Genomic DNA, 19614 nt, shown 5'->3' on the forward strand with positions numbered 1-19614 from the left:
GCCTAGCAATATGTTTTGAGGAATTGAATTTGGAAAATAAACAGACTTTAATTTTTATAAAACAGAAAAATCGGACAGATGATGTTTTATCAATTAAGCCGGGAATAGAGGGCAAAATTAAGGTGAGGTATACAAATAATAAAGAATATTCCTATAACAAAGAAGATGTTGAAGAATATCAATTTTTGGAAAAATTACCTGTAGAAAATTATCAATTTAGCCGCTCAGGATGTGGCGCCTATAATAATGTTATCTCTGTTGAAAAATACTCATATTTAGAGAAAAATAAAATAAAAGTTTGTTTTGAACATGGTAAGAACGTTATTTTAAATCAAGAGAATTTAAAAATTGAACAATCCGCCTTATTTGAAAAAGAGGCTAATGACGTCTTTGAGTATCTTAAAAAACTTGCCAATTTAAATAATATAAAATCTGACGATGGTAGTTCTCTTTTAGGTAAGAATTATGAAAGAGTTACTTTTGTTTCACAACAATCTGTCTTACATCGTTTCCTATCAGCATCAAGTACAAAATCTGAATCGGAATCTAAATCTGATGATCAAAATCTAATATTTCCTTTCGGTTGTAATAATAGTCAACTCATTGCGACAGAAAAAGCGTTGAAAAATCAAATTAGCTTCATTGAGGGACCTCCCGGAACAGGAAAAACTCAAACAATTTTAAATATTTTGTCGAATATTATTTACAGAAATCAGACAGCTTTAGTGGTGTCAAATAATAATTCTGCAATTGCTAATATTAAAGAGAAATTATCTCAACCAGAGATAGCTTTAGATTTTTTGACAGCTACACTGGGCAGTAAAAAAAATAAAGAAAAATTTTTAAAAAATCAATCTTCTCATTATCCTAATTATTTACCAGATATTCTTGAAAATAAAGAAAGAAATCTAAAGTTTGAACTGGTTAAAAAGGCTTTTTCGCTAAAAGAAGAAATAGCAAATATAAAATCACAGATCTCTTTTATTGAGATAGAATATCAACATTTTCAAGATTACATGTCTGATAAGGATCTTTTTGAAGTAGATTTATCAAAGTTATCTCCAAAAGTTCTTTTGGATTTATTGTTAGAGTATGAAAAAATTTTTGAACAAAATAGAAAAATCGGTTTTATATTTAAAATAAAAAGTATTTTTAAATATAAAATAAGGAATTTTAGTTTTTATAAGCAAAATCCAGATTTTTTAGCTGCAACGATTCAGAAGAAATTCTATGAGACTGAGTTGGAAAAACTTAATAAAAAGTTATCAAAACTCGAAAATGATTATAAAACAAATTTGGGCGATGAATATATAGCCAATATGATAGAATATTCAAAATCTATTTTGAAAAGTGCTTTGTTAGAAAAATATATTCCTGGGGCGCCTCGGAAAGTAAATAATACAGATAACTCTGCAAAGAATAGGCTAAATTTTTCTAAAAAAATTTTAAAAGATTATCCTATAATCTTAAGTACAACATTTTCTGCCAGAAACTGTGTAGCTGATTCTATGTTGTACGACTATTTAATTATTGATGAAGCCTCACAAGTCGATATTGCTACAGGAGCATTAGCTTTATCATGTGCTAAAAATGTAGTAATTGTTGGAGATCTTAAGCAATTACCAAATATTGTTACAAGGGAAGCAAAAGAAAAGTCAGAATGTTTACGAAAGGATTTGAAGATAAAACCTATATATAGCTTTAAAAAGAGCCTTTTGGAAGTAATGGTAGAATTATTTCCTGAAGAGCCTGCTACCTTATTGAAAGAGCATTATCGCTGTCATCCTAAAATTATTCAGTTTTGTAATCAAAAATTCTATAATGGGAAATTATGTATTATGACTAAAGATCATGGCGAGAAAGATGTACTTATTGCTTATAAGTCTGTAGCGGGGAATCATGCACGCCAGCACTCAAATCAGAGAGAAATTGATATCATAAAAAAAGAGGTGATTGATTATTATCTATTAGATAATAATACCACAGGAATTATTGCTCCATATCGTAATCAGATTGAGTTGTCTCAAAATCAACTGGAGAAATATATTAGTGAAACTGTACATAAATTTCAAGGTAGAGAATGTGAAACAATAATCCTTTCTACAGTAGATAATCAAATAACACATTTTACTGATGATCCCCACCTATTGAATGTGGCTGTTTCAAGAGCTAAAAATCGACTTATTTTAGTTACTTCTGGTAATAAACAAAAATCAAATATGAATATAACAGATTTAATAGACTATATTGCATATCAAAATTGTGATATCAAAGACAGTATGGTTAGATCAGTATTTGATTATCTGTATAAACAATATGAAGAACGTAGACTAAATTATTTTAAAAATCGGAGCAAACATTCAAAATATGATTCAGAAAATTTGATGTTTGAATTACTAAAAGAAATTCTTACTTCATATTCAGAGCTTGACTTTATCACACAGTACCGATTAAAACATTTGATAAAAGATTTTTCATTGCTGTCATCTGATGAAGCAAAATTTGTTAATCAGAGTCGAACCAGTGTAGATTTCCTGATATTTAATAAGGTTACAAAAGTTCCGGTTCTAGCAATTGAAGTTGATGGAGTTAAGTATCATAATAATCCTGACCAAATGAAGCGAGATTCGATGAAAAATAATATTTTCAAAAATTATCAACTTCCTTTACTAAGGTTAGCAACAAATGGTAGCGGCGAGGAAGAAAAAATAAGGATTGCTTTGGCTGATTATAAATCAACTGACGAAATCATTCAGTCAAAAGATATGATTAACAATATTTAAATAGTAATAATTCTATATTCGAGGAGGAATTAATGCCTATCACCGGTATTATCGCAGAGTTTAATCCTTTTCATAATGGGCACAAATATCTGCTGGAGCAGGCTTCTGGTCTGAAAATTATCGCTATGAGTGGCAATTTTGTTCAGCGAGGGGAGCCGGCTATCGTGGATAAGTGGACTCGGGCACAGATGGCTTTGGAAGCTGGAGCGGATCTGGTCCTTGAGTTGCCTTTCTTGGTCAGCGTTCAGGCGGCAGACTTTTTCGCTAAGGGGGCAGTAGACATCTTAGATAGACTGGGCATTGAACAGCTGACTTTTGGAACTGAGGAAGTGCTGGACTATGAGAGAATTTCCAAGGTCTATGGTGAAAAGGCAGAGCAGATGAAGGCTTATCTGGCTGGCTTGCCTGATTCCCTATCCTATCCCCAGAAGACTCAGGCCATGTGGCAGGAATTTGCAGGGCTCAATTTCTCAGGCTCTACTCCCAATCATATTTTGGGCTTGGCCTATGCCAAGGCTGTGGCGAGAAAGGCTATAAAGTTGTGCCCGATTCAACGTCAGGGAGCCGGCTATCATTCCTTATCGGCTGATCAGGAATTCGCCTCCGCAACTGCCCTTCGTCAGAAGTTGGATCAGCCAGACTTTCTCAAAAAATTCACCCCAGCCCATCACTTGCTTGAAACGGCACCTAAGGTGACCTGGTTGGACTTTTTTCCCTATCTCCGTTACCAGATAGTGACCTGTCCGGATTTGACGGACTTTTATCAGGTCAATCAGGAGTTGGCCGTCAGGATTAGAGTGGCCTTGAAAAGCAGTGAGACCATAGAAGAGCTAGTTGAACAGGTGGCGACCAAACGCTATACCAAGGCTAGGGTCCGGCGTCTGCTGACCTATATCCTGGTCGGAGCTAGGCAAGAAGAGCTTCCGTCAGGTGTTCATATTTTAGGCTTTTCCGAGCAGGGGCGTCAGCATTTGTCCATGCTTAAGGGAAAGGTTGAATTAGTCAGCCGTATCGGCAAGGAGCCGTGGGACAGTTTGACCCAGCAGGCTGATAAGGTCTATCAGCTAGGCAATCCTGCACTTATGGAACAGAATTTTGGACGGGTTCCGATTATGAAAGATAAGTAAGGCTGAATATTCAGCCTTTTTGCTTTGTTTGCGATGGTAAATAAAAAATGGTATAATAAACAAATAAACTTGTTTTCACTAAGGAGCATGATTTGCTTTTTAGTGGTTTGATTGTAGGTATGAAAGCTAACATTCGGTCAATAAAACATTGCTATGCTGATTGAATGATTATCTTTCCTATCCATGTCTCAAAGGAGGAAGACTCATGAAAATTCAAAAGATTACCTTTATGGCACTTACTGCTTTACTGACGCTTAGTTTAGGTGCTTGTAGCTTGATTGGGCAGAAGCATTCTCAAAAGAATCAGGGTGGGACTGAGAATAGCTCCCGTGAGAGCCAAAAGAATACTTCTTCTGACGATATTGAAGAACTCTTGGAGAAAGCAGAAACTGCGAATGAAGATCTAACTTCAATGAAAATGAAGGTGAAATTATCTATCACTGTAGATGGTTCCAATAAAACTCAAACTATGAGCGGAGACCTTCTCTATGATAAAAGCACAGATGAGCTGGCCAAGGGGCATTTAGTCATAGATGGAAAAGAGAGCGGTCAGGAGAGTTATCAAGAAGCGATTATGCCAGGCGGAGAGAATAAACTTTTGTATACTCGTTCTTCTAAAAATGGAACATGGTCTAAGCAAGAAATGGGAAGTGGGGCAGATTATTATGTTCAGCCCGATTATTTCAAACTCATGGATGGCTTTTATCAAATGGCTGATGATGTCACTGTAAAGGAAAGCGGTGATGAATATGTCTTTAAATTAAGCAGTAAAAATGCTGATTTACTGGGGCTCTTTGGTGAAGAATTCAAACTAGAGCTAACAGGTGTTACTCAGGCTGATATGGATAAAACGTTAGAAGTACGCTTGGATAAAAAGACCTTATTCTTAAAAGAATTTAAGCTAGGTTTATCTTATAAAGGTGAAGAAGGCAGTTTGGATGTTCAAACAGATACTCAATATTCTGACTGGAATAAGGTAGAGGAAGATGAGTTTAAGGCGCCTCAGTAAAGCATAAGCGGAATTATTAGCTGAGAAAGAAAGGAAAAGTCATGCCTTTATTGTTTGCTTTTCGCTACCGTAGAGGACTCTATTTGACCATAGTCATCTTGGCCTCTGTCTTTTTAGCCTCAGGCATCATTTTCGGCGCTTTAGCTTCCTTGCTCTTGTTTTCAATTGATAAAGCCATGCCTGGAGCAGGAATACGCTCGTTCAGTTTGCCTTTTATACTTGCTTTTTTCATGGCTGCTGTAGTCGAAATCTTTGCAATAGTTCATGCGGGACGCAAGCTGAGTAAAAAGTGCTTTGTTCTTGCGGGAACAGAGTGGGGCTTGACCGTGCGAGGTGCTTTCTTGAAAGAGCATAGCTTTGCTTGGAATCAGCTGGAAAGTGTCTTTTACCGGCCGGCTTGGGGAAGAACTTCTGATGGGCAGGCTTCTTTTCGACTGGGAGTCAGGTACTATCGGAGAGACTACCTATATGTCAAGCCTTATCATGGCAAGTCCGTTCGAGTAGATGTCACTTTTTTAGATGGCAGGATAGAGGATGTTTTTGCTTGCTTAAGCAGGTGCAAACCGGATTTGCCTATTGTGAAAAATTATCAGTGATATTTTTGATGGATTTCGGTAAAGGTCCGCTATGAAAGACCTGCCAGTTTCAGGAAATAGAATGTACCGTCCAGTTGCTTTTTTAGCGACTGGATTTTTTATGGAAGGAAAACTGAAATCAATTTTGTATCGATTTTAGCCCAGTAGAAGTCGAAGAAACCAATCTGAAGCTTCTAAAAGCTATCATTTTTTCTTAGTGATTTTTCTGATTCCCTGTGTTATAATAAGAAAGATTAAAAATGTAATTTATCAAAAGGAGAATCTCCAATGGGACGTAAATGGGCCAATATTGTGGCAAAGAAAACGGCCAAAGACGGCGCAAACTCAAAAGTATATGCTAAGTTTGGTGTAGAAATCTATGTAGCAGCTAAAAAGGGTGATCCAGATCCAGAGTCTAACACAGCTTTGAAATTCGTTATCGACCGAGCTAAGCAGGCTCAAGTGCCGAAGCATGTCATTGACAAGGCCATCGATAAAGCAAAAGGAAACACTGACGAAACCTTTACTGAAGGCCGCTATGAAGGGTTTGGGCCAAACGGTTCTATGCTGATTGTTGACACTCTGACTTCAAATGTCAATCGGACTGCAGCCAATGTCCGTGCTGCTTTTGGTAAAAATGGCGGCAATATGGGAGCTAGCGGCTCTGTAGCCTATTTATTTGATAATAAAGGTGTGATTGTCTTTGCTGGGGACGACGCTGACAGTGTCTTTGAACAGCTGCTGGAAGCGGATGTGGATGTTGATGATGTTGAAGCAGAAGAAGGAAGCATCACTGTCTATACAGCGCCAACTGACCTTCACAAGGCCATCGTGGCTCTGCGTGAATCTGGCATTCAAGAATTCCAAGTAACTGAGCTTGAAATGATTCCTCAGTCTGAAGTAGAGTTGACCGGTGAAGACCTTGAAACCTTTGAAAAACTTTATAGCGTTTTAGAAGACGATGAAGATGTCCAAAAAATCTATACGAATGTAGATGGATTCTAAACATTCTTAACCTGTAGCTTGAGCTGCAGGTTTTTTATATGATAATAACTTTCAGACTGTATTTACCAGTCAAGATAAGTATGGTAAAATAAAAAGGTCATATTATTAAGTTATTAAGGAGACAATGATGAAAAAAGTATTTCAATACGCGACCTTGCTTCTAGCAGGAATGAGCTTAACAGCCTGTGCCTTGCTTCCGACTTCAAATCAGGATATTCCAAGTAAGCAAAGTCAGGAGAAGAAGGACAAGAAAGCAGCCAGCAATGGGCAAGTAGAGGTCAAGATTAAGGAAGGCCAGTTTATTTTGCCAAGCAATGGGGCCGCTGATTCAAAATACTTGGCTTTGTCATTGGAAATTAAGAATAAAACGGATGAAAAAATCATGATTTCCTCTTCAGATATTGGTTTTTATGATTCAGAAGGTGAGAAAATCCAGCCGGTCGGAGTTTATGATGATGCAGAAAACTTTAAAATACTGAAATATGAAGATTTAGCTAAGGGAAAGACTCTTTCTGGTTATCTTGTATTTAAGGTTGAAAAGGATAAAAAATATGAGCTGCACTATGAGAAGAAAACTTATGATGCTGATGAGAAAACAGAAGAAATCAAGCTAAATGTTGATCCTTCGAGCTATCCTGATCAAATCGAAGATTCAAAGAAACTAGCTTCTGATTATCTGAATGCTGTTTTCTTAGGTGGAGACGCCAAAAGCAAAGACAAGGCAAAGTCATCCAAGGGCAAGGAAGATTTTGTCTTAGGCGGTGATTTGGAGCAAGATAAAAATGACTTTAGAGCAGCTTTTGCTGAAGACTTCAAACGTAAATTGCATGACTATCCCTTTACTGATAAGGAAGTCAATACCTTTATCGATGCCTATGTGGAAAATAATGCAAAACGCTCCGAAATTTCTTATACAGTAGCCCAGTACATGCCGAACGAGATAGTGATCAAGATTAAACCGAGAACGGTCAGTCTAAGTAAAACCATCCTGAACTACAGTAAAGAGTTTTCTGACAAACATCGTTCTGAGTATGCGAATCTTTCGGAATTCTATAAAGCACAGGATAAGAATTATGCTGATGACATGATGGCTGGATTGGACTCACGGCCGCTTCTCACCCCAGAACGAGATTATCAGTTGAAATTTGTAAAGACAGATGGCAAGTGGGTCTTGGAGGGTGATTTTTCTTATGAATCCATTGTCATCTCCTTCGAAGGTGATATATCCTAATACAAAAATTAGAGGGCTGATTATTGATTATTTGCTCTCTATTTTTGTGTCCTCGTCCAGCTTTGTGCTATACTGAATGATAGATAGGTGTATTCGAGTAAAGGAGTCTGCCATGAAAAAATTTTATGATAAACTAATGCAAACGCGGCATTATCTTCATCAGCATCCAGAGCTGTCTGGGCAGGAATTTGAGACGACGGCTTTCCTAAAAGGCTATTTGGAAGATTTGGAGATTAGGATTTTAGAATCCAATCTAAAAACGGGCTTGGTTGCCGAGATTGGCTCTGGCAAGCCCATTATTGCCCTGAGAGCAGATATCGATGCTCTGCCCATTTTGGAGCAGACAGGTCTGCCGTACGCCAGTCAGAATTCAGGCGTTATGCACGCTTGCGGCCATGATTTTCACCAGACCAGCCTCTTGGGGGCAGCGGAGCTGCTCAAGGCTATGGAAGGAGATTTGAGAGGAACGGTTCGTTTGATTTTTCAGCCAGCTGAGGAAACTTCTCAGGGAGCTAGTCAGGTTCTTGCGACTGGTCTGTTGGACGATGTGTCTGCTATTATCGGCTTTCACAATATGCCCCAGCTTAAGGCGGGACAGCTAGCACTTAAAGCGGGAGCCATGATGGCTGGGGTTGAGAAATTCAAGGTGGAGGTAGAAGGAGTCAGCAGCCATGCGGCTAGACCAGATTTGGGTGTTGATACAGTATTGACCTTAACCAGTATGATTCAAAATCTGCAGGCGCAAGTAGCCCGTACAGTGTCTCCTTTTGAAGCGGCTGTCTTATCTGTGACTCATATCGAAGCAGGAGCGACCTGGAATGTACTGCCGCAGTCGGGCTTTTTTGAAGGAACGATTCGTAGCTTCAATCCGACCTTGCAGCAGCGTCTCAAGGAAGACTTTGTCCGAATTGTAGAGAATACAGCTGAGAATTTTGGAGCTCAGGTCAGGATTTCGTGGGACCATACTCCGCCAGTGACCTATAATGACCCTGAATTGGCCGAGCTTCTTTATGAGCACTCACAGAATCTGGCTGATGTCCTGCCAGCCAGTCCATCCTCGGCTGGAGAAGATTTTGCCTTTTATCAGGAGAAGCTTCCAGGCGTCTTTGCCTTTATCGGCTCAAATGGTGCGGAAAATGCTCCTGACCTCCATCACGACAGCATGGTCATTGATGATGAAGCCTTCAAAGTTTCCGTTCCCTACTATGTCGAAAGCGCCCTCTTTCTTCTGCAGCACTACAGGCAGAAAGTCGAGTAAATGACTGCCTCAGAGCTGATAAAGAAAAGCTATCACCTCCATAAAAAATATATAATGGTCAAGCTTCTTCTTATTTGATATGATAAAGAAAGACTTTTTAGGAGGAATTCGAAATATGAACCTGAAGAAAACCTTGAAATACTTCTCTCTGGCAGCCGTCAGTGTCTTGGCCATTGGTGCCTTGGTGGCTTGCTCATCATCAAGTGAGAAGAAAACAGAGAAAACAAAGGTAGAAGTCGGAACAGTGGGGACGACCAAACCATTTTCATACGAGGATAAAGACGGTAAACTGACTGGCTACGATATCGAAGTCCTTCGTGCTATCTTTAAGGATTCAGACAAGTATGAAGTCAATTTCAATAAGACCAAGTGGGCTTCTATATTCTCAGGTCTGGACAGCGACCGCTACCAGATCGGTGCCAATAATATCAGCTATTCTGAAGAACGGGCTAACAAATATCTCTATGCTAGTCCATATGCAAAAAATCCAACAGTTTTAGTTGTCCGTAAGGGTGAGGGCATCAAGTCGCTGGATGACATTGGCGGCAAGTCTACTGAGGTTGTTCAGGGGACTTCAACAGCTCAGCAGCTAGAGGACTACAACAAGGAGCATAGCGATAAACCGACAAAAATCAATTATACGGATGGAACCATTCAGCAAATCTTGGCCAATCTCAATGACGGCCGTACGGACTATAAGATTTTTGAGCGCATAACTGTAGAGTCTATTATCAAAGATCAAGGCTTGGATAATCTGGAAGTGATTGAGCTTCCAAGCGACCAGCAGCCTTATGTCTATCCGATTATTGCAAGCGGTCAGGAAGACTTGCAAAAATTTGTCAACAAGCGAATCAAAGAACTCTATGAGGATGGTACGCTTGAAAAACTATCACAAGAATTCTTTGGCGGCTCTTACCTGCCAGATGCAAAAGACATCAAGTAAGAAATCCCATCAAGTCTAGTCTGCAATTTGGCTGACTAGACTTTGATACAAGAAATACGATAAGGGCGGGGAAGCTTATTTCCCCAGCCCTTTATCTGCTGTTAATAGGAGTAACGCATGCCTTTCTCAACTGAGACTGAACAAATCAAGAAATTTGAAAACGACGAGGTAGCCCAGCACTATTTTGAAGTGCTGCGGACCTTGATTTCTAAAAAATCAATCTTTGCCCAGCAGGTTGGTCTTCAGGAAGTAGCCAATTATTTAGGAGAGATTTTTACAGCTGCAGGTGCCAAGGTCATGATTGACGACAGCTATACTGCTCCATTTATTTTGGCGGAGTTTCTTTCTTCAAATCCTGCTGCTAAGACTATTATTTTCTACAACCACTACGATACAGTGCCGGCAGACGATGACCAGCCTTGGACCAATGATCCCTTTACACTGTCAGTTCATTACGGGGTCATTTATGGGCGAGGAGTGGATGATGACAAGGGGCACATTACTGCCCGTCTGACAGCCGTTCGCAAGTATATTCGAGAGTACGGTGATTTGCCAGTCAATATCATTTTTATGATGGAAGGGGCAGAAGAGTCCGCTTCGACAGACTTAGATAAATATCTGGCCAAGCATCGCAAACGCCTGCGAGGAGCGGATTTGCTGGTCTGGGAGCAAGGTAGCCGCAATAACCTAGGGCAGCTGGAAATCTCGGGCGGTAACAAGGGAATTGTTACCTTTGACATGACGGTCAAAAGTGCAGATGTTGACATCCATTCCAGCTTCGGTGGCGTTATCAATTCCGCTTCCTGGTATTTGCTCAATGCTTTATCCAGCTTGCGCAGTCCAGACGGCCACATCTTAGTTGAAGGCATCTATGAGCAGGTTCAAGAGCCTAATGAACGGGAGATGGCCCTAATTGAGGAATATGCCCTGCGGACTCCTGAAGAGTTGAGTCAAGTCTATGGCTTGAAATTGCCAGTTCTATTGGACGAACGTAAGGAATTTCTCCGTCGATTTTACTTTGAGCCTTCGGTGAATATTGAAGGCTTCGGATCAGGCTATCAAGGCCAAGGGGTTAAAACCATTTTGCCTTCAGATGCCCAGGCCAAGATGGAGGTTCGTTTGGTGCCAGGTCTGGAACCACAAGATGTTTTGGACAAGATTCGTCAGCAGCTGGACAAGAATGGCTATCCAGCGGTTAAGCTGACCTATACCTTAGGAGAGATGAGCTATCGCAGCGACATGAGTGCACCTTCCATTCTCAATCTTATCGAGCTGGCTAAAGATTACTACCAAGAGGGCATCTCTGTTCTGCCGACTTCAGCTGGAACTGGTCCGATGCACACGGTCTATGAGGCCTTGGAGGTTCCTATGGCGGCTTTCGGACTTGGCAATGCCAATAGTCGAGATCATGGCGGAGATGAGAATGTAAAAATTGCTGATTATTATACACATATAGAGCTCATTCAAGACTTGATTGGCAGTTATCGTCGAGTTGACTAGCGGGAAAGGAAGGCTTATGCTATACTCTATAAGAAAAGACAAACTGAAGCAGGCTGGCTTCTTTTACCTCTTTTATTTCCTAGCCATGCTCTTAGGCGTCTTGGTTGGGCTTCTATTTGACCGCTCAGGCAATATGTTTTACGCTCCAGCTTTTACAGCTTTCTTTGGCGGAGTTCTGTTTATCTTCTATACAGAGAAAATAAAGACCTTCGGTCTGATCAGCGGCTTAGGCTGTCTGCTAGGTTTCTTCTTTCTGCTCAGTCGACATGGCTTTGGCGCCTTTCTACCAGGTTTGATTTGTGGTATTTTAGCGGATCTTATAGCTCGGTCAGGCAGCTATCAAAAGACTGTTAGAAGCTTGCTGGCTTTTATGGTTTTCAGCTTTAGCACAGCAGGTCCTATTTTCCTAATGTGGCTGGCGCCCAAGCAGTATGAAGCTAGTCTTCTTGCCAGAGGCAAGACTCTGGCTTACATCGAGCAGGTCATGCTTAAGCCTGAACCCAGCTTGGTCCTCTGGTTTGTAGCCAGCATTTTACTGGGCGCTTTACTTGGAGCCCTGTTAGGAAAGCAAATCCTTAAAGCGAGACTTCCCAAGCCAGCTTCGGTCTAAATACCATCGAAAATATAACTAAGGAGAAAACATGAACAATTTACTCGTACTCCAGTCGGACTTTGGTCTGGTAGATGGAGCTGTGTCAGCCATGATAGGAGTAGCCTTAGAAGAATCGCCTACTCTGAAAATTCATCATCTGACTCACGATATCACCCCTTACAACATCTTTGAGGGGAGCTATCGTCTCTTTCAGACAGTTAATTACTGGCCAGCAGGAACGACTTTTGTGTCAGTAGTGGATCCAGGCGTTGGTTCCAAGCGTAAGAGTGTGGTAGCCAAGACTAAAAAGGGCCAGTACATCGTCACACCTGACAATGGCACCCTGTCTTTCATCAAGAAGCATGTTGGCATTGAGGCTATTCGGGAAATTTCTGAGGTGGAAAATCGCCGCAAGGATACAGAGCATTCCTATACTTTCCATGGCCGTGATGTTTATGCCTATACGGGTGCTAAGCTAGCCAGTGGCCACATCAGCTTTGAAGAGGTTGGACCGGAGCTTAAAGTTGAAGACATTGTCGAAATTCAGGTAGTCGAAACTACGCTTGCGGATAATTATGTCAGCGGAGCTATTGATATCCTGGATGTCCGCTTCGGCTCTCTCTGGACCTCTATCACCCGCGAGGAATTCTGCACCTTAAAACCAGAATTTGGCGACCGCTTCGAGGTTACCATCTACAACAATGATATGCTGGTTTATCAAAACCAAGTAACCTATGGCAAGTCCTTTGCGGATGTCCGCATCGGTCAGCCTATCCTCTATATCAACTCCCTCTATCGGGTTGGCTTAGCGATTAACCAAGGTTCTTTTGCTAAGGCCTACAATGTTGGCGTCGGTGCCCAATGGCATATTGAAATCAAGAGAATTGAAAATTAAGGAAGAAGAAAATGAAAAATAATACAATCAGAAACGTAGTCGCAACAGGAATTGGAGCAGCCCTATTCGTGGTCATCGGAATGATCAATATCCCAACGCCTGTACCCAATACCAGCATCCAGCTCCAATACCCTCTGCAAGCTCTTTTTAGCGTCATCTTTGGACCAATCGTCGGTTTCCTGATGGGCTTCATTGGCCATGCCATTAAAGACGCTATGAGCGGTGGCGGACTTTGGTGGTTCTGGATTGCCGGCAGCGGAGTCTTCGGTCTATTAGTTGGCTTCTTTAGAAAATTCTTCCAAGTGGAAGAAGGAAAATTTGAAGTCAAGGATATTATCCGCTTTAACTTGATTCAGTTTGGAGCCAATGCAATCGCTTGGCTAATCGGCCCGATTGGTGATGTGATTGTATCTGGTGAGCCGGTCAATAAGGTCATTGCTCAAAGTATTGTAGCAATTCTGGTGAATTCTGCGACAGTAGCAGTCATCGGAACTGTCTTGCTGACTGCTTACGCTCGCACCCGCACACGCGCAGGAAGTCTCAAAAAAGATTGATTACATCAAAAATTGAAAGATTGGGAGAATTCCTGGTCTTTTTTTGTACAAAATAAAAAACAAAATGTAATTTATATATTGCATTATTTAAAATATATTGTATAATAGACTTATAAAAATGAAGGGAGAAGCGATATGAAAAATATCAAAAATATATATTCACCACTTATTTGGCTTGTTTTGGGTATCATTTTTTTGGTTATAGGACTGAACAATCAAAATCAGACTTTTCTTATTTTTGCTGGCAGTGATATTACAATTGGTTGTGCACTTTTAGGCATAGCAACTAAGAAGAAAAATGATAAGGACAATGATCATGGCAAAAAATCTTAAGCTAAAGATGGCGCGAGTCGAGCATGATATGACTCAGGGGGACTTGGCAGATGCTATCGGAGTGACCCGCCAGACCATTGGCCTGATTGAGGCAGGTAAGTACAATCCTAGTCTCAGTTTATGCTTAGCGATTTGCAAATGTCTCAATAAGACGCTGGATCAATTGTTTTGGATTGAATAGAGAAAGGACTAGTCATGAAAATTAAACTTATTAAACGACAGATCTTGGACGAGCGGGAAGAGAAGCTGGTTAATAAGGCTGGTATGGAGGCTTTTAGTCTCTTCTTGTATGGTGGTTTAGCCTTATATGCTGGTTCTGTAGCTATGAATGCTAGAGCCATTAACTATCAGCCCTTCTTGGTTTTGATCATTATCGCCTGCTTATATTTCTTCTTTCGAGCTCAGTATCTGGGAGCTAATTATTACAATAGTTTCAGTCTGACTATCTGGGGCTTACTGGTTTCGACAGGCTTTCTGACTTTCTTGATTGCCTGCCAGAATTTCCAACTGAATCATGCTATTTATCATAATAGTGTTTTTCACCCGATGTTTCTATTTGTTATTTTAATTACTTTTGTCATTCACTTTCCCTTTATGCTGCTGGTCAATATTTTCTTGGAGTATATAAACAAATGGCAGAAAAAGCGCTTTGAGAAGTATTTGGATCAATTGGAAGAAGAGCGTTAACCTATCCTTCTCGCTTAAACTTTTCAGCTCTGCTATTTTTCAAACAAATATTTTGCCCAGCTTTTCTTCTCGCGTTATAATAAATAGATGAATTAAAAAATTCAGAAAATTTTATAGAGAAAAGAGAGTTGAAATCTTATGGCAAAAGATATTCGCGTCCTACTTTACTACAAATATGTTCCGATTGAGAATGCTGAGAAATTTGCAGCTGATCATCTGGCCTTCTGTAAATCTATTGGTCTGAAAGGCCGTATCTTGGTAGCAGATGAGGGAATCAATGGAACGGTTTCTGGTGATTATGAGACCACTCAAAAATACATGGATTATGTGCACAGCCTTCCGGGTATGGAAGACCTTTGGTTCAAGATGGATGAAGAAAACGAACAAGCTTTCAAGAAAATGTTTGTTCGCTACAAGAAAGAAATTGTGCACTTGGGCTTGGAAGACAATGATTTTGATAATGACATCAACCCGCTGGAGACGACAGGAGCTTACTTGTCACCTAAGGAATTTAAGGAAGCTCTCTTGGACGAAGACACTGTTGTCTTAGACACTCGTAACGACTATGAGTACGATCTGGGTCACTTCCGTGGGGCAATTCGTCCAGACATCCGCAACTTCCGCGAATTGCCGCAATGGGTCCGTGATAACAAAGAGAAGTTCATGGACAAGCGCGTGGTTGTTTACTGTACCGGTGGTGTTCGCTGTGAGAAATTCTCAGGCTGGATGGTGCGTGAAGGCTACAAGGATGTCGGCCAGCTTCATGGCGGTATCGCGACTTACGGCAAGGATCCAGAAGTTCAAGGTGAGCTTTGGGACGGCAAGATGTATGTCTTTGATGAGCGTATCTCGGTTGATATCAACCATGTTGATCCAGTTGTGATTGGGAAAGACTGGTTTGACGGTACTCCTTGCGAGCGCTATGTCAACTGTGGCAATCCAGAGTGTAACCGCCGCATCCTGACCTCTGAAGAAAACGAAGACAAGTACCTCCGTGGCTGTTCGCATGAATGCCGTGTTCACCCTCGCAACCGCTATGTAGCTGAAAACGGCTTGAGCCATGCAGAAGTGATGGAACGTTTGGCTGCGATTGGAGAAAGCTTGGAAACACTAGTGGCTCAGTAATAAGGAGAGATTCTAATGGAAAAATTTTGCGTTTATGGTAAATTAATTGCCAAAGAAGGGAAGGCTCAGGAACTTGTTGCATATATGCAAGAAGTTGTCAAAGAAATGCAAAATCTTGATACTTGTTTCTGCTATATCTTAGGAGAGAAAGCAGACGAACCCAATAGCATCTATATTTACGAAGTTTGGGAGAGCGAGCAAGCTCATAATGATAGCCTTACTTTGGAAGTTTTTCAAAATCTCATTGCAAAAGCTAGACCCATTATTGCAGGCATGGAAAATTTGCATAAGCTGACTATTTTTGATGGTAAGGCAAGTTTCTAAATTCCTAAGAAAAACTAAAAACTTTAGACGATTCAAGCGTCTAAAGTTTTTTTATCATTTATCTACAGGTAAAAGTCTTGTTAAATAGGGATTTGGGAAAGCAGACTATTTCCTCATGTTCTTGGGATATCTCGCGGAGTATTACTTGCTTTCTGGTTTTCTTTCCGCGGTTTTGATTTTTTGTCCTTTCTTTTTGATGTGATATAATGGGCTTAATAAATGGGAAAGGAGCAAGTCTATGTCTAAAGCTATCATGGAAGAAGTGGTAGCCTATCTTCGTCAGCATGCAGATGAAGAGCTGAGTCTGACCGATTTGGCTCAGCATTTCCACTATAGCCCTTCCCATCTATCCAGAACTTTCAAGAAAAAGATGGGCTTTTCTATCAAGCAATATGTGGAAGCTCTTAAGATGGAAAAAGGGATTCAGGAGATTGTAGAAGGTCGGCAAAATGTGACTGAGACCTCTATGGAAGCTGGTTATGATAGTCTAGGCAGCTTCTCCAATACTTTTAAGCGGCATACTGGACTTTCGCCTAAAAAATATTATCAGGAATCAAGCAAGGCTTATGATTTTATGGTCAAACAGTTGGATGAGAAGGGAGCTTTGTTGCATCAGGATCCCGACTGTAAAAGTGGCAATCGCTTGACTGTGACGCTATCTTATCCTGAGGGGTATGAACCACGCATTAGCTGTGTCGGGCTGTTTAAAACCCGCATACCCAAAGAAGAGCCGGTTATCGGAGTAGCACTGAGTCAGGAGAGCCGGTTTACTTTTGAAAATGTACCCGATGGTCGCTACTATCTTTTGGCCTGTGAATTGCTGGAGGATTTACGCCTAACTAAAAACTATGTCTTGAAGCATAACTTTCGCTGGGGCAGCGATGAGCCTCTCACTTTTGCAGGCGATAGCATCTATCAGGAGGAAATCAGCATGCGCAGGCCCTTGCCCAGCGATCCACCTATTACAGTTAATCTTCCAGTTTTAATCATGCGTTCCCTAGCCAAACAAGCGCAATTGAGAATAAGAAAATTTTTATCTTAATTGATAAACTGATACTAGAGATTTATTCTCAGCTATAAAAAATTGGAGGAACAATAATGAAATTAGACGTGTTTTTAAGTTTTAATGGTCAGGCAGAAGAAGCTTTTTGTTTTTATGCAGATCTTTTTCAGATAGAGATAAAGGGACTTGTCCGAGCCAGTGAGATGATGGATCCAGCAGACCTTCCTGCAGAAAAACGAGATAAGATTGCCTGGATTGTTTTAGATACAGAAAACTTGACCCTTAATGGTGAGGATGTAGGTGTTTTTAATGACCTGTCTATTCCTAGCCACCATCAGCCCAATCAATGGTTAGTTCTGAGCCCAGGCAGTAGAGAAGAAGCCGATGAGCTTTTTGCCAAGCTTGCTGAAGGTGGGCAAATTCTCTATCCTTTAGAGGAACAAGCTTTCGCAGAGTTTTATGGCCGCTTGATTGACCGTTTTGGTATCGGCTGGGATGTGATGAAATGAGGTAGGAGGATGGCTTATAGTGAATCCTTAGCCCAGCAAGTCCGTGCCATTTTAGCTACTGATCTTCCCCCTCATGTTTTTGAAGAAGAGGTAGAAGAGAAGAAGATGTTTGGTGGCTTGGCTTTTATGGTTCGAGGTAAGATGACCGTTACTGTGAGTTCGAGAAGTCAAGAGCTTGTCATGGTACGCATTGGTAAGGAAATGGAAAAGCAGGTTCTGCCTAAAAATGGTGCTAGCGTGACTTTAATGAAGGGTAGGCTTTATCATGGCTATATTGATTTAGATGGCGAAGGACAAAAAGAACTGTCTTACTGGATCAAGCTAGCCTTGTCCTACAATCAGGAGCTGACGCAGCAGAATAAAAAATGAGAAGTGCTCAGATGAGTTTTGCTTTCTTAGAAGTTTATTCATTGCTTTTTTTCAAATATATTCTTAGAATCTGTATTGATGAAGTTTTCAGCCGGAATGTCTCTTCATGGATACAGGTTTTTTCGTCTTTTTCTTCCAAAAATGTTATACTAATACCAGAGTCCATTTTAAGAATGGAGCATGTCTTAAAAGCCTTGGAGAAAAGCTAGTTTGTACCTGTATTGAGTTTTGATTTTGCATTTTCTCGCTTTCTGAAAGGCTTTTGTCGTTAGAAAGGAGCATGGTATGAGTATTTCTTTTTACATTCAGAACCGAAAGGGCTTGTTTAGCTATAAGGCGGTCGAAACACCCCTGTCTCTGGTTTCCTTGGTGGAAGGGCTGGAGGTCGTAGGCCTTGAGGGCGATAAGGCTTATCAATCCTTGGATCAGGTCGGAACTTTTCTGGCTGTCTATTGGGAAGGGGCTGGACGTGGGTTTGAAGTTTATTATCTGTCAGACCGAGAAACCTACCAGATTCGCGTCTTGACACCATCGACGGTTGGCGACTGGAAGGGGGCTATTCTCTTCATGAGTCGTTTGGCTCAGAAGATGAAGCAGGATATTGTCGATGAATACGGCACCACTTACACCGCTGACGGGATTTTTAATATTGATTTTGAAGCGGATATTCTCTACGGCCTCAACGATGCCAGAGTTGCAGCTGCGCCTATGCATGTTTTCGAAGGCTATGCTCATGATTTGTATATGTCGCAGGAAAAACTTCTGGAACTATTCAAAGCTGAAGATCCTGTGGAGGAGTTTGGCAGGCAGATGGCCGAGATGCAGCAAGTTCAGAGTCAATTTTCTACTCCTAAGTATTATAAGGATCAGGGTGGGAAATACCTGGGCTCTTATGTTCTGGCAGAAGGAGTGGAGACAGTTCTTCCGACGCAACCCATGCCCAAGGGATACTTGGTAAAAGAGATGATTGAGAGCGGTGCTAGTCAAGACATGGAATGGCATCTTCATATCCTGATAGAGGATGCCAGTAGTCCGCAAGGATATAAATATCTGGCAACAAAGGATTTAAAAGCTTTTTTGGAGAAGATTCCAGAGACTCACCGTAGCTATCTGGATTCCAGTCAGATCCGGATTCAGCCACTCAATCGGCTGGAACTGGAAGCCATTTTGGATCAGCTTCCCGATGGAGAACCGAAGTTTTAGCGCTAGGAAAATTTACTTTTTTAATCTTAACAGAGCTGCCAAAAGGCGGCTTTTTAAGGTTTGTCAGCAGTTCTCACAATTTTGTGACTCTTTTCGTTTTGATAACATTATTGAAAATATCTTGAAAATTTCAAAAAGAAGCTATAGAATAGAGGTCAGTTTTATAAAAAGGAGAACGAAATGAAAGAAAAACACATGCTAATTTTGGGCTGGGTGGCCACGTTTATGTCTGTTATGATGTATGTTTCCTATATCCCACAGATTATGAATAATCTAGCTGGCAACAAGGGTGACTTTATCCAGCCTTCAGTAGCTGCTCTAAACTGTACTCTCTGGGTCATTTATGGTCTATTTAAAGAGAAGCGGGACATTCCTTTGGCTGCGGCTAATATGCCGGGCATCGTATTTGGCTTGATTACTGCTGCAACAGCCCTTATGTAAGATGAGATTGGGATTTATGCCCAGTCTTTTTTTGTGGCTTACCTTTGAAAAGCATTGACTGCAATCTCGCTATAGAGTCTGCCTATGGCTTTGGCTATGTAGAAAATATGCAGGCAGCATTCAGCAGACCGCCTTTTTATGATACAAT

22 protein-coding genes are annotated in these 19614 nt (G+C 40.9%); all 22 read left to right on the plus strand.

All coding sequences use genetic code 11. The features are described 5' to 3' along the window. The first annotated feature begins 29 nt into the window (after positions 1–29). Entirely contained in the window at positions 30–2783 is a 2754-nt protein-coding gene (locus tag RYK49_RS02055) for an AAA domain-containing protein (protein ID WP_314864705.1), read from the plus strand. Positions 2784–2815: 32 nt separating this feature from the next. Then, on the plus strand, positions 2816–3910 hold the full coding sequence (locus RYK49_RS02060) for a nucleotidyltransferase (protein ID WP_314864707.1): 1095 nt from the start codon (positions 2816–2818) through the stop codon (positions 3908–3910). Positions 3911–4115: 205 nt separating this feature from the next. Beyond that, complete coding sequence (locus tag RYK49_RS02065; protein ID WP_314831528.1) at positions 4116–4919, plus strand: DUF6612 family protein; 804 nt, start codon at positions 4116–4118, stop codon at positions 4917–4919. A gap of 230 nt (positions 4920–5149) precedes the next feature. Further along, positions 5150–5515, plus strand: a complete 366-nt coding sequence (locus RYK49_RS02070) for a hypothetical protein (protein ID WP_314831534.1) — start codon at positions 5150–5152, stop codon at positions 5513–5515. 267 nt (positions 5516–5782) lie between these two features. Beyond that, positions 5783–6499, plus strand: coding sequence for a YebC/PmpR family DNA-binding transcriptional regulator (locus tag RYK49_RS02075; protein WP_002907099.1), 717 nt, complete (start codon positions 5783–5785; stop codon positions 6497–6499). A gap of 124 nt (positions 6500–6623) precedes the next feature. After that, positions 6624–7730: a DUF4352 domain-containing protein gene (locus RYK49_RS02080; RefSeq protein ID WP_314831529.1), complete on the plus strand. Its 1107-nt coding sequence runs from the start codon at positions 6624–6626 to the stop codon at positions 7728–7730. A 112-nt stretch (positions 7731–7842) separates the two neighbouring features. Continuing rightward, complete coding sequence (locus RYK49_RS02085; protein WP_314831530.1) at positions 7843–8988, plus strand: M20 peptidase aminoacylase family protein; 1146 nt, start codon at positions 7843–7845, stop codon at positions 8986–8988. Positions 8989–9103: 115 nt separating this feature from the next. Continuing rightward, positions 9104–9931: an amino acid ABC transporter substrate-binding protein gene (locus RYK49_RS02090; protein ID WP_125336485.1), complete on the plus strand. Its 828-nt coding sequence runs from the start codon at positions 9104–9106 to the stop codon at positions 9929–9931. A 117-nt stretch (positions 9932–10048) separates the two neighbouring features. Next, positions 10049–11431: a M20/M25/M40 family metallo-hydrolase gene (locus tag RYK49_RS02095; RefSeq protein WP_314831531.1), complete on the plus strand. Its 1383-nt coding sequence runs from the start codon at positions 10049–10051 to the stop codon at positions 11429–11431. A 16-nt stretch (positions 11432–11447) separates the two neighbouring features. After that, the gene (locus tag RYK49_RS02100) at positions 11448–12041 is read left to right on the plus strand and encodes an MptD family putative ECF transporter S component (RefSeq protein WP_314831532.1); all 594 of its coding nucleotides are present in this window, start codon (positions 11448–11450) and stop codon (positions 12039–12041) included. A gap of 31 nt (positions 12042–12072) precedes the next feature. Then, on the plus strand, positions 12073–12918 hold the full coding sequence (locus tag RYK49_RS02105; RefSeq protein ID WP_002911906.1) for an S-adenosyl-l-methionine hydroxide adenosyltransferase family protein: 846 nt from the start codon (positions 12073–12075) through the stop codon (positions 12916–12918). Between the two features lie 11 nt (positions 12919–12929). Next, a complete protein-coding gene (locus RYK49_RS02110) occupies positions 12930–13472 on the plus strand; it encodes an ECF-type riboflavin transporter substrate-binding protein (RefSeq protein WP_002900998.1) in 543 nt (180 codons plus the stop codon). Positions 13473–13607: 135 nt separating this feature from the next. Next, on the plus strand, positions 13608–13805 hold the full coding sequence (locus RYK49_RS02115) for a hypothetical protein (RefSeq protein WP_125434199.1): 198 nt from the start codon (positions 13608–13610) through the stop codon (positions 13803–13805). After that, positions 13789–13986 (plus strand): helix-turn-helix transcriptional regulator, encoded by a 198-nt coding sequence (locus RYK49_RS02120; protein WP_125434198.1) that lies wholly within the window; start codon positions 13789–13791, stop codon positions 13984–13986. The genes RYK49_RS02115 and RYK49_RS02120 overlap by 17 nt, the downstream gene beginning before the upstream one ends. A 14-nt stretch (positions 13987–14000) precedes the next feature. Then, positions 14001–14492 (plus strand): DUF6773 family protein, encoded by a 492-nt coding sequence (locus tag RYK49_RS02125; protein WP_314864709.1) that lies wholly within the window; start codon positions 14001–14003, stop codon positions 14490–14492. Positions 14493–14630: 138 nt separating this feature from the next. Further along, complete coding sequence (locus RYK49_RS02130; RefSeq protein ID WP_314864711.1) at positions 14631–15617, plus strand: rhodanese-related sulfurtransferase; 987 nt, start codon at positions 14631–14633, stop codon at positions 15615–15617. Between the two features lie 15 nt (positions 15618–15632). Next, positions 15633–15941, plus strand: a complete 309-nt coding sequence (locus RYK49_RS02135) for a putative quinol monooxygenase (protein WP_314864714.1) — start codon at positions 15633–15635, stop codon at positions 15939–15941. 238 nt (positions 15942–16179) lie between these two features. Next, entirely contained in the window at positions 16180–16983 is an 804-nt protein-coding gene (locus tag RYK49_RS02140) for an AraC family transcriptional regulator (RefSeq protein ID WP_314831384.1), read from the plus strand. 56 nt (positions 16984–17039) lie between these two features. Further along, positions 17040–17453, plus strand: a complete 414-nt coding sequence (locus RYK49_RS02145; protein ID WP_314864716.1) for a VOC family protein — start codon at positions 17040–17042, stop codon at positions 17451–17453. Between the two features lie 9 nt (positions 17454–17462). Beyond that, positions 17463–17822 carry a TfoX/Sxy family protein gene (locus RYK49_RS02150; RefSeq protein WP_314831386.1) on the plus strand — a complete coding sequence of 120 codons (360 nt, stop codon included), beginning with the start codon at positions 17463–17465 and terminating at the stop codon, positions 17820–17822. Positions 17823–18107: 285 nt separating this feature from the next. Beyond that, positions 18108–19025: a DUF4299 family protein gene (locus RYK49_RS02155; protein ID WP_314831387.1), complete on the plus strand. Its 918-nt coding sequence runs from the start codon at positions 18108–18110 to the stop codon at positions 19023–19025. 180 nt (positions 19026–19205) lie between these two features. Then, positions 19206–19466: a SemiSWEET family transporter gene (locus tag RYK49_RS02160; protein WP_002898091.1), complete on the plus strand. Its 261-nt coding sequence runs from the start codon at positions 19206–19208 to the stop codon at positions 19464–19466. Positions 19467–19614: the final 148 nt, after the last annotated feature.

This window comes from uncultured Streptococcus sp., from assembly GCF_963525625.1.
Classification (GTDB): Bacteria; Bacillota; Bacilli; order Lactobacillales; family Streptococcaceae; genus Streptococcus.